At 46.6% G+C, this 15322-nt stretch carries 10 protein-coding genes; 3 read left to right on the top strand and 7 right to left on the bottom strand.

The genetic code is table 11. The annotated features are described in order from the left end of the window. Positions 1 to 4: 4 nt before the first annotated feature. The 3 genes from F3I09_RS19155 to F3I09_RS19145 are packed head-to-tail and all read right to left on the bottom strand — an operon-like array spanning position 5 to position 3194. Positions 5 to 1333 carry a S41 family peptidase gene (locus tag F3I09_RS19155; protein ID WP_149696648.1) on the bottom strand — a complete coding sequence of 443 codons (1329 nt, stop codon included), beginning with the start codon at positions 1331 to 1333 and terminating at the stop codon, positions 5 to 7. Between the two features lie 19 nt (positions 1334 to 1352). Beyond that, positions 1353 to 2417: a winged helix DNA-binding domain-containing protein gene (locus F3I09_RS19150; protein WP_149696647.1), complete on the bottom strand. Its 1065-nt coding sequence runs from the start codon at positions 2415 to 2417 to the stop codon at positions 1353 to 1355. 57 nt (positions 2418 to 2474) lie between these two features. Continuing rightward, a complete protein-coding gene (locus F3I09_RS19145; RefSeq protein ID WP_223233296.1) occupies positions 2475 to 3194 on the bottom strand; it encodes a DsbA family oxidoreductase in 720 nt (239 codons plus the stop codon). A gap of 98 nt (positions 3195 to 3292) precedes the next feature. On the opposite strand from F3I09_RS19145, the gene F3I09_RS19140 reads away from it, so the two are divergent. Continuing rightward, a complete protein-coding gene (locus F3I09_RS19140) occupies positions 3293 to 3691 on the top strand; it encodes a helix-turn-helix domain-containing protein (RefSeq protein WP_149696646.1) in 399 nt (132 codons plus the stop codon). A 4-nt stretch (positions 3692 to 3695) separates the two neighbouring features. Here F3I09_RS19140 and F3I09_RS19135 read toward each other — a convergent pair whose 3' ends face one another. From F3I09_RS19135 to F3I09_RS19125, 3 genes are all read right to left on the bottom strand, one after another. Further along, entirely contained in the window at positions 3696 to 5003 is a 1308-nt protein-coding gene (locus tag F3I09_RS19135; protein WP_149696645.1) for an acetyl-CoA hydrolase/transferase family protein, read from the bottom strand. Between the two features lie 86 nt (positions 5004 to 5089). Continuing rightward, a complete protein-coding gene (locus tag F3I09_RS19130; protein WP_149696644.1) occupies positions 5090 to 5911 on the bottom strand; it encodes an MBL fold metallo-hydrolase in 822 nt (273 codons plus the stop codon). Positions 5912 to 5940: 29 nt separating this feature from the next. Continuing rightward, entirely contained in the window at positions 5941 to 8346 is a 2406-nt protein-coding gene (locus F3I09_RS19125; protein ID WP_149696643.1) for a glycoside hydrolase family 127 protein, read from the bottom strand. A 107-nt stretch (positions 8347 to 8453) separates the two neighbouring features. Here F3I09_RS19125 and F3I09_RS19120 point away from each other — a divergent pair, with 107 nt between their 5' ends. Then, a complete protein-coding gene (locus F3I09_RS19120; protein ID WP_149696642.1) occupies positions 8454 to 9089 on the top strand; it encodes a pseudouridine synthase in 636 nt (211 codons plus the stop codon). Positions 9090 to 9167: 78 nt separating this feature from the next. Then, positions 9168 to 11486, top strand: a complete 2319-nt coding sequence (locus F3I09_RS19115) for a family 20 glycosylhydrolase (RefSeq protein ID WP_149696641.1) — start codon at positions 9168 to 9170, stop codon at positions 11484 to 11486. A 576-nt stretch (positions 11487 to 12062) separates the two neighbouring features. Here F3I09_RS19115 and F3I09_RS19110 read toward each other — a convergent pair. Continuing rightward, positions 12063 to 15221 (bottom strand): TonB-dependent receptor, encoded by a 3159-nt coding sequence (locus F3I09_RS19110; protein ID WP_149696640.1) that lies wholly within the window; start codon positions 15219 to 15221, stop codon positions 12063 to 12065. Between the last annotated feature and the right edge of the window lie 101 nt (positions 15222 to 15322).

Genomic DNA, 15322 nt, shown 5'->3' with positions numbered 1-15322 from the left:
GCAACTAATTTGAACGGGCCTGTAGCAGGGCTTCCTGTAGCACCCTGTCTTCATGGCGTAGGTATTCGCTCACTGATGCCTGTACCTGCAGATGTGGAATGATGCCATGACCAGGATATTTAGCGGGAATCACATCCATGACATATTGTGTAGTCGGTATCCAGACAGTGACTTTACTGGAAGGTAATTCGAATTGTATCAATTGTCCGGAGTGATTCCCTTCATAAGCGCCGCCGGTTTCCTGTCCGATGAAAGTACCCCTGTGGTTGCTATAAACAACGGAGCAGAATTCTGCAGCAGCAGAGAAGGTATAACCACCTGTTAATACCCAGAGATTCCCATTGTAGGATAATTTGGCTGGCTGTTGTTTGCCCAGCCCCGGTCTGCCTGACAATTTCTTTTTATCTTTTTCCAGGTAACGGTAATAACGGAATGCCTGCTTTGTAAGATAAGCATACAGCATAACACCATATTCATCCCTGCCACCACCATTGTCGCGCAGGTCAATGATAAGTTTTTGGACCCCGTCCTGTTTTATTTTCCGGAAGGTCTTTTCAAGGAAGGCAGGGTAATTCAGCCGTGACTGTTGGAGATCTGCTGCATTGAATGTCCTGATACCAAGTATACATATATGGTCTTCCGTAAAAGTGGCGGATAATAAAGGCTGTTCTTCTTCAGGTGTCTTCAATGCATTGATAGTTTTTTCTTCACTGGCAGGCAGTGCCACAGTTGCGGATTCCCCGGAGGGGGAAATATACTCAACAGTAAATCCAGCCGAATAACCATAGGCGAGGTAGTAATAAAAATAAAAGATCTGGTTAAGGATCAGCGCCTGCTTACTTGTACTGTAACCGTCCGACATCAGGTAATCATACAACTTTTGCCGGATGGCAGTGGCAGGATGAGAATTGATACTGACTAACCGGCTGCCTGCTGGTATTTTGTTATCAATACTGTTGATAATAAAGATGCTGTCACCCTTGAAATACGTGATCAGGGGGATATAGGTATTTCCCGAATGAATGACCTGAGAAAAGCGGGGAGAAGCGCCTGATGACAGATGTCCATCTCTTACAGCACTTAGCAGTACTTTGATAATGCCGTAAAACTGCCTGTCGTCCGTATCGTCATTCAGCTGCTGGTAGCAACTGTCAAACAGCTGTTCCATCCGCACCTGGGAAGTATAAGCATATAACGCGGGATGAATCGTTTCCAGTTTCGTTTTCAGTAGTTGCAGGTCAGCTTTCAGTGAATCACCGCGTTGCGCTGATACGACCTGAGAACTGCAGATAATGATAACCGCAGGTAATAGTTTGATTAAACGGGTAAACATGTACCCAATTTAACGCATATTATTGTAAGTGGATGAATTGCTTATATCTTGCCACCTCTTTATCCAGTTTAGCCTGCTCCGTTTTATTGAGAGGAGTAAATGTTTGTAACTCCATTGCAACCTCCTTCTTTTTGATAGTACGTTTCCATACGCCTGCTATCTGTCCTTTGATGAGGATGATGTTATTAAAAAGAGGATTGCCTTCCCTGCTCAGGTGATTGTCGTGCTGACCGTCGTAGATAATGTCCCGGTCTTTATAGGCGACAAGGTACTCATCATAGTTCGGTAGCAGACGGACCTGACTATCAGTGCCTTTTATATCTGGTACTTTGGTTAGGCCCCAGTATTCCAGGTCGTAAACGGCATATTTATTTAGTTGATCTTTTACCAGGTTGAGCCCTTGTCTTGCAGCAGTTATTGGCAAGCCGCTCCAGCCGGTGAAATCTTTCAGTGTAGCAGGGCCATGACTCTTAAAATAGCGGAGTGCCAATGCTGCCAGTGATTCATCTCTTGTTAATGGTTTCGTAGCAGGTACACGCTCTTCAAACAGCGAATATGTGATCTGTTTGTCCCGTTTACCCCCGTTACAGATCACCATATCCAGTTCGGCTTTTATGAGCAGGAAATTCATCCTGAGGTCATTGGTGGGAATCTTTGCTTTATTCAGAATATCTGTTAGTTCGGACCGGGTTAGTTGTTTGCCGTCTCTCAGCGCTTTTTCAAACACTTTATTACTTTTCCGGAAGAGGGTGTCATCGAGTTCCAGTTTCCGGTTATAGGTGCCCATTGGTTGCTCTATGTAAGGTGCTGTCAGCGTCATCATCCAGCGTACGTCTTCCGGATGTACAAGGTGCCAGGTAGGGCGCAAAATATGGGTGCGGACAAGTTCACCCTTGCTGATGGCGGATTCTATCTGTTCGGTAGTGCCGGCCGGCAGGCGCATGCCCACTGCCCATTTTGACATTTCATAATCCTGCGCCTGTATGGCCCCGCACCAGTGTACCAGTTCAGGTGCGGAACCAAAGGCAGGATCTATCAATTGCTGGTTTGCCAGTCTTTGCTGAAGGAGGTTTTTTGCTGTCATCCGGAGTGCTGTTTTTTTAACAGTACAAAGGAAAGATACGAAGATGACAACAGTATGTCAGCAGTCTCCGTCAGGACCGCAGGTTTGTCCTTCTATTATTTCCAGTCCGGAAGGCTGCGTTTGTTTCCATTCCCCGACAGATTTATTGAGCACTTCCAGGAATGTTTCAGCTGCCTGGGCGCCGGAAACGCCATATTTGCGGTCAAAAACAAAGAACGGAACACCTCTGACACCCAGGGCTTCAGCTTCGGCAATATCTTTACGTACTTCGCCAGCGTAAGCCTGTCCGCTTACCAGTTCCTGTAAAGTACTTTCTTGCAGGCCTATTTCCTTACCGAGGGCGACAAGGGTAGCTGGATCACTAAAATCCTTTCCTTCGGTAAAATAAGCCCTGAAAAGACGTTCTTCAGCAGCATCGCCCAGCTGGTGCTTTTTTGCGAGCTGGATCAGCCGGTGTGCGTCAAAAGAGTTGGCCACTACTGCCTGGTCCAGGTTATAGGTTAATCCCAGGGTACCTGCCAGGGCTGTCACCTGGTTATTCATTTGTTCTGCCTGCTCATAAGGAATGCCCTTCCTTTTTGATAGATAGGTATACAGGTTATCTCCATGGCCGGACTGTATCGCAGGGTCCAGCTGAAAACTGTGCCACTCTATCTCCACAGCGCCGGCATCGGGGAACTGGGCCATGGCAGCCTCAAATCTCCGCTTACCGATATAACACCATGGACACATAATGTCCGACCAGATCTCTACCTTCATCTTATTAGTATTACTCATAATAGTTCTCTTTTCGCTTGTAAAGTTCCGAAAGATGCTTTACTTTCGAAAGTGGTATCCCGGAGGAAAGTGGTTTCTCTGGGGAAACTATATTGATTATGAATAAGAAACCAGGAACATCAGAAAAATCAGAAGTATGTACGGAGCACCTCCGTGCCATCCACGACACCCTGGACGTGTTGAATGGAAAGTGGAAGATCGCCATTATCGGCTCTCTGCGTTTTGGTAAAAAGCGCTTTATGGAATTACAGCGTGAAGTGGAAGGGGTAGGCTCCAAAATGCTCTCGAAGGAATTGCGGGAGCTGGAACTGAATGAGCTGGTGAAACGGACTGTTTATGACACCAAACCGGTGACCGTAGAATATGAGCTGACGCCATACGGTAAGACGCTGGAGACCATCATTGATGAAATGGCTAACTGGGGACGGGCACACCGCAAAAGGATTATGCATCCCGTAAATCAGTTAGACCTACAGGATGCACTAAGCCATCTTTAACATACTATATCAATGCTGGGACTACTTCTTTGTTTTTGACGAAACGGTCGAAATAAGCCCGTTCCAGTTCTTCTCTATGATTCGGATGCGCAATTTCTATCAACGCCTTCGCGCGTTGTTTCAGGCTTTTTCCGAAGAGGTCTGTCATACCGTATTCAGTGATCACCCAATGTACATGGCCCCTGGTGGTTACCACACCGGCGCCTTCTTTCAGGAAAGGTACGATGCGGGAAATGCCTTTATTGGTAACAGACGGCAGGGCAATAATGGGTTTACCTCCTTCTGACAGGGATGCTCCTCTGATGAAGTCCATTTGTCCGCCGATACCGGAATACTGGTAGGTACCGATAGAATCCGCACATACCTGGCCGGTCAGGTCTATCTCAATTGCACTGTTGATAGCCGTTACCTTCTGATTTTGTCTTATTATAGAGGTATCATTCACATAACTGATGTCCATTACACGTATAGCTGGATTATCATTCACAAAATCATACAGCTTACGGGTTCCCGCCATGAAGGCAGTCACTGATTTGCCGGTATTCAGCTTTTTCTGACTATTATTGATCACACCATTTTCAATCAGCGGTATAACCCCATCAGACAGCATTTCAGTATGTAAACCAAGATTCTTATGATTGGTCAGGTTCTTCAGCACCTGGTCAGGAATACCGCCAATACCCAATTGCAGGGTAGCGCCGTCTTCCACCAGCTGGGCAATGTTACGGCCTATTTGTTCCGTAACTGCATTTGCCTGCCTGGAATAATCCAGTTCAGGAAGAGTGGCCTTCTGCCATACCGCGGCATGGAATCTGGACATATGGACAAAGCCCTGTCCGTGTGTACGTGGCATCAGTGGATTAACCTGTGCAATCACGTATTTAGCTGTATCCACTGCCGCGCGGGCAATATCAACCGAAGTACCAAGGGAACAGTAACCATGATCATCAGGGGGAGACACTGTTACAATGGCCACATCCAGCGGCAGGATGTTCCTCTTGAACAACTGTGGGATCTCGCTGAGGAAAACAGGCACATAATCTCCGTCGTCACTATTTGCAACATTCCGGTTGGCGGCGGAAACAAACAACGAATTGATAAAAAAGCTTTCTCTGTATAAAGGATTATCAAAATCTACATCTCCCAGGGTAGTAATGCTTACCAGTTCCACGTTTTTCAGTTCTGCATGCCTGTTCTGCAAGGCCCTGAGAACATGAACCGGAGTCGCCGCGCTGCCATGAATAAACACTCTGTTACCGGATTGAACACATTTTACAGCTTCTGCAGCTGTGATATATGGCATATTTATCATAGTATAATTTTTTAATCGATACTACAAAGGTACGCCCTGGAAGAGAGAGGAAATATGATAATGGTTAGTGCAGAATATGATATTTGTTAGAAGGAGAGTTGTCCCTGTATATATTCAACTTTGGGAGCTGCCGGCTGATGAGTAGCATTGATGTGATAAACAGCAGTTTCCACATCACGGGAAGCTACAACAACCTGTGTCCGTCCTGCATGCGGGCGGAAGAGTTCGAGTACCAGCTCAGGGTTATTGTTATCTCTGGAAAGGTGAGATAACAGGAGATGGCTCATGTAAGGTGGTTTATGCGCTTTGAACAATTCCAGCGCCTGTGTATTGGACAGGTGACCTTTCCCTCCACGGATACGCTTTTTCAGATAGAAAGGGTATCTGCCTTTTTCCAGCATCTGTTCATCATAGTTGGCCTCGAGGAAAGCGGCATGGCATTGCTGGAAATGGCGGATCAGATGATCGCAGGGAGCGCCGATATCTGTAAATACACCTATCCTGATATCCTGGCTGCTGATCATAAAGCTACGGGGCTCTATGGCATCATGAAACTTCGGAAATGCGGTCACGCTGAGATCTCCTACTGCTACGGGTGCATATTCGTCAAATCTTCGTACATGCAGCGTATCGAGGTTCAGGTTACCATGTTGCATGGTGTTTTCCGTGATGTATACGGGAAGGCTATACTTTCTCGACAAGACTTCCAGTCCACGGATATGATCGGAATGCTCATGAGAGATGAAGACGGCCTTGACACTGTCCATACGCAATCCCAGGCGTTTCATCCTTCTTTCCGTCTCCCTGCAGGATATGCCTGCATCTATCAGGACGGCCTCTGTTGCATTCCCGATATAATAACAGTTTCCGTTGCTGCCAGAATTGAGTGATGTAATTTGCAGTGACATAGCACTGCAATATTAGCTAAAAATTTTAGTCATTTAACAATCCATTCATGAATGCCCGAAGCATTTTCTGCCGGTAACTGTACTTCGAGCTTCAACGCTGTAGTTTTCACGGGTTCAAACTGCACACTGTCGTATTTATTTTTCGTAACCGTATAGGGCGTAACGTTCTTCACCGGTATCCATTGGTCGCCCTGTTTATACAGGATGCGCCAGGAAGCCGGGATACGGCAATCCCCGAACGGACTGTCATCGTACCAGTAAACCTGTGACTCCGATACGGTATATTCCTGATCAAAATCATACTGCACCCATTCCACTGTATTGTGTTTAGGCCACCAGTGGAGGTACATGGAATTATTATCATGAGAGTCCAGTGGTTCATACTGATCATTCAGGGCGAGGTACATCCGTTTATTCGCCACTGAGGCGCTGACCTTACTTTTTGAGGCAATGGTAGGTGCTGGCTTAGGCCGCGCTGCGGAAGCCTCGTAAGGAATCCATACGGTCATCTCTGAGGGACCGCGGTTGGCCCAGGAGTAATAGGGGATAGCGGTGACTGTCTGTGTTGAACTGATCAACTGGTCTGAGTTCAGTTGCCTGCTGGTGGATGATCCCTGCATTTCCAGTACGGTTACGCCATTGAGCAGATCAGACTTATATACAGCGTTGACAGCCGCATTTTTGTCTACCACGATGTTCTGCACGGTAGCGTCTTTATTGTCCGGCCCCTCCAGGCAGTACATCAACGGACCGCGTTCGAGCGCAAAGCGGTTGGTGTCGCTCTTCACGGCGTTATTTGCCAGCACTTTGTCTACCTGCATAGGGAATTCCAGGCTGATCTTGTCGCCCGCCTTCCAGCTACGTTGGATGACAGCGTAACCTTTCACCATGTTATATTTCACGGATTTACCATTCAGGAGGATATCGATCGGTTTTTTAGCTGCGCTATCTGCATCAAAATAAAGATCTCCTGGTACCGGCTTCCCTTTTGCCCATTCCGGGATCCGGATATGCAGTGCAAAAGCAGCAGTATGAGCAGGTTTAACAGCGATTTCTAATTTCCCGTCCCAGGGATAGTTTGTTTGCTGCGTAACGGTAACTTTCCCTGCTGGCAAATGAATATCGGCGGTATTGCCTGCAAACAGGTTTATGTAGAGATTATTTTTATCCTGCGCATAGATATATCCGGGCATAGAGGGCAGAAAGCGTGTCATATTGGAGATACAACAGGCGCATCCGAACCAGGCGCTGCGCTGGTGTTGTCCCATAGAGGCCAGCGGATTAGGGTAGAAGAACCTGTCTCCGCTCAGGGATACCCCTGACAGTAGCCCGTTATAGAGGGTACGCTCCAGGATGTCTATATATTTCGCATCGCCGTGCAGGAGGAACATTCTGCTGTTCCAGTAGACATTGGCAATAGCCGCGCAGGTCTCCGCATAGGCAGACATGTTTGGCAATTCGTAGGGCTTACCAAAAGCCTCACCATTACCGGTGGCTCCGATCCCTCCGGTGACGTACAGTTTCCTTTCTACCACATCATGCCAGATGTCATCTATAGCATGCAGGTACTGTTGATCGCCTGTCAGTGCCGCTACATCTGCCATACCAGTGTACATGTAAGTGGCCCTTACAGCGTGCCCTACGGCTTCATGCTGGTCAACCACTTTTTTGTAGGACTGGTTATATTCACCACTGTATTTTTTGCCTGGTCCGCGAACATCCAGGAAGAACTTCGCCAGGTCCAGGTAAGATTTGTTACCTGTTACTCTGTACATCTTTGTCAGCCCTGTTTCCACTATCTGATGGCCGGGAAAGCGTTCTTCTTTTCCGAAGCCGAATGTCTTTACCAGCAGGTCTGCATTTTTGATCGCAATGTCCAGCAGGTTCCTTTTGCCTGTAGCCTGGTAATGGGCCACTGCGGCTTCAAAAAGGTGGCCGGAATTGTATAGTTCATGGCTGAGGTCTTCCTCTTCTTCCCATCTTTTAGTACCTATCCACGGGTGTGGTTTAGGAGCATTCATGGTGCGGAAAGTATATAAGTAACCGTCTTTTTCCTGGGCTGCGCCGATAATGGCGATCAGGGTATCCAGGTACCGTTCCAGTTCCGGGTTTTTCTTCATTTGAAGGCCGTATGAAGCGCCTTCTATTACTTTGTAAAGGTCAGTATCGTCGAAAGTATATTCCGTCATTGTATCGGCCGGTAATACGTGTGCCGCCCGTTTGAAATTATCGATCCTGCCGGTGCGCTTGCATTGTTCCAACGTATAGGGTATTGTGACGTCGGCATTAACCCGTATTTTTGGCGCCCAGAAGTTATCGGTCACATGCACCTGGGTAAAAGCGACAGGCTGTATGGGATAGTCTTTTTTCAACTGGGCCTGTGCCAATATGCTGAAACCAGCGAATGGTGCGAAAATGAAAGCAAATAATTTCATACAATGAAGATAATTTTGGCGATGGCTAAAATTATAGATAGTTATGTGAGTCTGATGGAAATATATTAATCAGAATTGGGCGGATTTTATCTGAAATAAATTAAAAAATGAGTAACAGCGGTCACCGTTATTTTATCATCAATAAGCCATACAACATGGTCTCTCAGTTTATCAGCCCTGACAAGGTCAGGCTGCTGGGAGATCTTGACTTTGACTTCCCCGAAGGTACGCATGCTGTGGGAAGACTGGACAACCATTCCGAAGGATTGCTCATCCTCACCACCAACAAAAGAGTAACCCGCCTGTTATTTGAAAGTGAGCAGCCGCATAAAAGGACCTACCTGGTGATGGTAAAGAATATCGTGAGCCAGGAGACAGTTGAACAATTACAGCAGGGCGTGACCATCCGCATCAAGGGAGGTGTAGACTGGGTAACCACTCCCTGTCTGGCAGAGATCGTGGAGAAACCGGCTTATATCAAACCAAGGGAGCAATATCCGCTGAAGGAATTCCTCCCGCATTCCTGGCTGTTGATCACACTCACCGAGGGCAAATATCACCAGGTACGTAAAATGATGTCAGCCATCAGGCACCATTGCGACCGCCTGATACGTGTCTCCATTGAAGACATGGAGCTGGGCGACCTGCCACCGGGAGGCGTAAGGGAAATGGAAGAAGCGGAGTTTTTCCGCCTGCTGAAGATCGAAAACTGGCAGCCCGAAGCGTCAATATTACCGCAGTAATGAGCAATATGGTATCAGTTTACTGTTGAGACTCTTGTTATTTTGCCTGCTTCCTTTATCATGCTTAAAGAATCTATTATGTTCAAATCATTCAGGCTTACAGGCGTCGTGGCACTCAGCGCACTATTGGGCGTATCCGTTGCCAGGGCGCAGGAGGCAGATCCTGCGCGTTATGCGTTGGTTCCCTATCCACAGGAACTGGTGCCCAGGCAGGGAGACTTTGTGATCACCGCGAGTACTAAACTGGTATTACCCGCCAACAAAACGTTTTTCAGTAATGAAGCTGCACAATTGCAGGCGCTGGTAAAACAGGGGTTGGGAAAGACATTGCCTGTTGCTGCGAAAGCTGGTACAGGTACTATCGTCCTGAAGCAAAATGATCAGCTGACAGGTGAAGAGGATTATACCCTGGATGTAACGCCACAACAACTGGTGATCTCTGCAAAGACGCCTACCGGTATGTTCCGTGCGGTACAGACTGTTCGCCAGCTGATGCCACCTGTTATTGAAGGTGTTAAAGCCGGAAAACTGGCTAAGATCACTGTGCCTGCTGTACAGATCACCGATCATCCTTCCTATACCTGGCGTGGTATGCACCTGGATGTATCCAGGCACTTCTTCTCTGTTGATTACCTGAAGAAGTTCATCGACCTGCTGGCTCTGTACAAAATGAACAAGTTCCACCTGCACCTGACTGACGATCAGGGCTGGCGTATTGAGATCAAAAAATATCCGCTGCTGACAGAACAGGGGGCCTGGCGTGCATTCAACAACCAGGACTCCGTATGTATGCAGAAGGCGAAAACCAATCCTGATATGGAGATCGACAAATCCCATATCATTCAGAAAAATGGTAAAACCCTCTATGGCGGTTTCTATACACAGGCTCAGATGAAAGACGTGATTGCCTATGCGGCAGCCCGCCATATAGACATCATCCCTGAGATAGATATGCCAGGTCATATGATGGCCGCTATCAAGGCTTATCCTTTCCTGAGCTGTGCAGGCGGTTCCACCTGGGGCCCGTTATTCACCACGCCTATTTGCCCATGTAACGAATCGACCTTTGAATTTGCAGAGAATGTATACTCAGAGATCTTCGCACTCTTCCCTTCAGAATATGTTCACCTTGGTGCTGATGAAGTAGAGAAAAGCAGCTGGGCAAAATCACCTGCATGTGAAGCTGTGATGAAGGCGAATAACCTGTCTACCGTAGAAGAGCTGCAGAGCTACTTTGTAAAGAGGATGGAGAAGTTCTTCAATTCGAAAGGTAAGAAGCTGATTGGCTGGGATGAGATCCTGGAAGGTGGTATCAGTCCTACCGCTATTCTCATGTACTGGCGTAGCTGGGTACCTGATGCTCCGGTGAAAGCAGCAAAGAACGGCAATACCGTGATCATGACGCCGGGTAATCCGCTGTACTTCGATGGTATCCCTGACCGGAACGCTGTATCCAATGTGTATCACTTCGATCCGATCCCTAAAGGTCTGACACCGGAAGAGGCAAAGGTGATCATTGGTGCACAGGCAAACATCTGGACAGAATGGATCCCTTCCGAGAAACGCGCTGACTTCATGTTCATGCCGCGTATGACAGCGCTTGCTGAAGTACTGTGGACGCATAAACAGGATTATGATAATTATCTGAAAAGACTGAACAGTCAATATAAAAGACTGGACAAGCTGAAAGTGCATTACCGTATGCCTGACCTGGACGGCTTCACTGACGACAATGTGCTTGTTGGCAAGACCGTATTGAAACTGGAGAAACCAGCGCCGGACATTACCATCCGTTATACTACTGATGGTACAGCACCTACGATGAAATCTCCCGAATTGCCGGCAGCATATATCATTCCTGGTCCGGGTACTATCAAACTGGCTTCTTTCAGTCCTTCTGGTAGTATGAGCGATATTTATACCCTGAACTACCGTCAGCAATCATTCTTCCCGCCGGTAAATGTAAGCGGCTTACAGAATGGCCTGCAACTGCAGTATTTCAATGGCTCTTACAAGAGTGCAGGTAAGCTGCCGGCAACAGCCGATAGCCTCGTAAACGTCAATAACGCGATCATTCCTGAAGGTATGGGTAAAGGCGGTAAAGCCTTTGGCGCTAAACTGACCGGTTATATCGATGTTCCTGAAACGGCTATTTACAGCTTCTTCCTGACAGCAGACGATGGTGCTATTCTCAACATAGAAGGGGATAAGGTCGTGGATAATGACGGCTGGCATGCGCCCGTACAGAAGAGCGGACAGGTAGCGTTGCAGAAAGGCCTGCATCCATTCGAACTGCTGTTTGTTGAAGGCGGCGGCGGGTATACGCTGAAGCTGGAATACAGGGTGAATGGAGGTAAGATCCAGCAAGTGCCGGATGCCTGGTTCCAACGGAAATAAGCAATCGACTGTAAAAAGAATAGACCGTCTCATTGAAAAATGAGGCGGTTTTTTTATCGTTTATAGGATTCGATATGTCAAAGAACGTTTTCTGGCAACACCTGTAAGTGTCTCATATTGAAGTACTTTTACGCACTTTACGATACAATGTTAGAAAAGATTTCGAAGCGATTTTGAGGAATGTACACAAGACGCAAAATCATGTGCATAGGACGCAAAAATGAGGGGACGGGTATATTATGCTTTAACTTCGTTTTAGACGGCTTTGAGATTCGTTTGAGATGGCTTTATCTTACGTTTATCCTACGTTCATGAACGTAAGATAAACGTAAGATAAAGCCATCTCAAACGAATCTGTAACGAGTCTCAAACGTAAGGTGTATTAGTCCATAAAAACTTTACAGTTTTTATAGTGAGGTCCAGGATTGACTTTACAGCTGATTGTAAATTCAGTATGGACTTTACAGATGCACCATTTAGGCTTTACATAGCAATCTGATTTTTTATGGTAATAAACAAAACGGCCTCGCTTAAGCGAAGCCGTTTTGTTTATTACCATTGATATTTCCTGTGAAATTAAAATCCATACCTTAACCCGATCTGTACCTGGAAAGGATTACCGCTTAAGCCGGAAACCCCTGCATTGGTATTTACGTTGTAATTATAGGTATTGGTATTCGGATCAAAGCCGGTAATGGTGTACAGGCTTGTGGTACCTACGTTATGATTCACGCCCCATGACTTATTCAATGAGTTCGCAACGTTGAACATATCTGCAGATATTTCAAAGAACTGTTTCTTAAACGTCTTTACTTTCTTACTCACCCTGATATCGAACACACCATAGAATGGATTCTCACCACCATTTCTCTCAGCTATTTTTCCAAAGCTGTTGGTGATATATTTCTTGGTGCTCTCTTCTACTTTAGGGTTGTTCAGCAAAGCAGTAATGCCATCCTTTATATATTGTGGAGTGCTGGCCGCTTTGGGATCGTATATATAAGCCAGATCGTTGGTAGCAACGAAGTCGCCATTCATGTTGCCATTCACGGTCAGGGAATAACGGGTACCGCCGATACCGGAGAAACGGACACCTACACTGATACCCCAGAACGTTGGAGCAGTACCGTAAACAACTACCTTGTTCCTGAACTGGTTATCAGAGTATGACATCTTACTCAGGTCGCGGGGATCATCTTTTACGTACTGTACCAGTGTTGCTGTATTCGCAACGTTACCGTTATAAGAGGTATTGTCTTTACTGTTGTTCCATGTGTAAGAGAATGCAATTTCTCCGTCTCTGAAATAACGGTAGGCTCCATCAAGTACGAAGGCCATCTGGTTCACTTTTCCTGTGCTTTGTAATTCCAGTACACGGCCTACTTCAGTGGTTTTACGGCTCTTTGTCCAGTCGGCCGCGCCATTGGATACGCTGATAGTATTAGCGGGAACGTACACACCGCGATTATCTTCCTGAGCAATACGGAAATAAGGCTGATCCACCATGTTACGGTCAACATAAGTATAGTTGTTCCGTCCCAGTGTAAGGTAGCCGTTGATGCTCACCCTGAAATTCTCTGTAAAGAAGTGGGAATAGGATGCATTGGCCTTGTAAACGGTAGGTACTTTGGCATTTTTACCATTCATGTTGATGGTGGCCAGCTTCGGAATATTCGGATCATTTATCAGGTTCATACCCGGTGCTGTAGCTGGATTTTTCCTGTATGAAACGAAATCTGGTGTAGGTACCTGGCTTCCGGTCAGATCCACACCAACAATATGTGAACCGTCGAACAGCATATTGTTGATCATAGAATACGGGTTGAGTGCAGAACCCAGGATACCGGCGCCAACGCGGATGATATCACGTTTGTTCTGTCCTACATCCCATGTTGCCTGAACGCGAGGCTGTACCTGCAGTGTCCTGAGTTTATTGGATGTATTCAGTCCAAGTGTTCTATCTACTGTTTCATTATAATTAGCCCTGTCCAGGTAGGCAGTGTAATCTACACGTATACCCCCGGTGATGTCGAGTCCCGGAGCTACTGTTGTTTGTACCTGGGCATATACATTAGGAACGAGTATATTGAATTTGATATTGTGATCATCGGTTAAATATACATCACGTGCATAACGGTATGGTGTCAGGTTGTCGAAGTTAGTAAGACCGGTGAAGTAAAAACGTCCGTTGGTCTCGCTGCCATATATAGAATTCTGATTGGTAAATGTAACACCTCCACCGAAGGTAAAGTGTGATTTTCCAACGTTCCAGTAAAGGTTATCTATCAGCTGTACCTGGTGGTTATTGAAGTAGTCGCCGCCGTAACGTTGTCCTCCTAATTGAATCGCGGTACTAAGAGAAGAGCCTTCGCTGGAAGAAGATTTCACACTCTGTACAATGGCTCTTGGGATGTTATCAGCCGGGAGCTGTGAGTTGGCAAACAGTTTATTATACTCCCAGTAGTGTTGCAGTTTTAATTCGTTTGTCACACCTGAGTTGATAGAAGTACGCAGAGACGCCATAATACTGTTGTTGATGCTCTTACGGTTGCTGTATACTTCGTAGATGTTGATCGCAGTATTGTCTCCATCGGATTGGTCGTCCATGTCATAGATGAAGTTGTCCCTGATAGTCAGCAGGTTCTTTGCATTCAGCTGCCAGTCTATTCTTCCGAAGAGGGCATGCGTGTTTTTCTTTTTGTCGAACTGACCGACCTGAGGACTGTTAGCCACTCCATATTTGCTTCTGGCGATAGCCAGGAACTGGTCCAGGCCTGCCTGTGTGATATTGTATCTCTTTTCATCATCGGGCGACTGAATATAGGCGATACTCAATGGGCGGGAATCGGCCTGATGGTCCCATGCAAAAAAGAAGTGCGCCTTGTCTTTGATAATTGGTCCGCCGATAGAGAAACCGTATTGATAAGTAGAGAATGGCTGATTACGTTTTTGTCCGTTGAGACCGTACTTGCTGGAGAGCCAGTCGGTTCTGAGGAATGTAAAGGCGTTACCTGTCAGTGTATTGGTACCTGATTTCGTAACTGTACTAACAGTTCCTCCACCGGCGTTACCATAGGTAACATCATATTGGTTTGTCACCACCTGGAATTCCCTTACAGCTTCCATCGAGATGGAATAGGCGCCTGTTGGTTGTCCGCCGGAAATAGTACCTCTTGCTGCCATACCGTCAATAGTAAAGTTGGTAGCAGAAGCGAGCTGACCGGAGAGGTTCGATCCACTGCTCAAAGGAGAGAGATCCATCAGTGAGGTGAAATTACGTCCGTTCACCGGCAGTTTCGCAATATCCTTTGCTGTTACAGCTGTTGCCGCACCGATATTTTCTATTTTGTTTTTGTTAGAACCTGCAGTAACAACAACGGCCTGCAGCTCTGTGGTTTTTTCTTCCATTTTAAAAGCTACTGCCAGCAGGTCGCCCTGGTTCAGGGAATATCCCGTCTGTTTTTGTGACACCATTCCCATCGCTTCAACAGTAACGGAATATGGTGTACCTAATGGCAGCTCCTTCAACAGGAACTCCCCTTTGTCATTCGAAATGGCCCTGGTCTGAAAACCGGTAGATTCGTTTTTTACCAGGATCATTGCTCCTGGTAAAGGAGCGCCATCAGCTCCACGCACCTTACCGGAAATGCCGGCGAGGTTGGCTTGTGCGAATGAGTAAATGGACGCTAAGCACAGAAAAAAGGTAAAGAACATCCGTCTTTGACAATTCGTCATCGTAGTGGATTTTGGTGAGTAATGTGAAGGTGCAAAGGTGGTGCGCGTATATTATGGGAGTTTTAGCGGAGTATTAAGTTTTGGTAAAGTAATTATTGTTT

The organism is Chitinophaga sp. CF418 (genome assembly GCF_900142925.1).
In the GTDB taxonomy this organism is placed as follows: Bacteria; Bacteroidota; Bacteroidia; order Chitinophagales; family Chitinophagaceae; genus Chitinophaga.
Note: the sequence above shows the minus strand (reverse complement) of the source record. Positions and strands in the feature narration are given on the sequence as shown.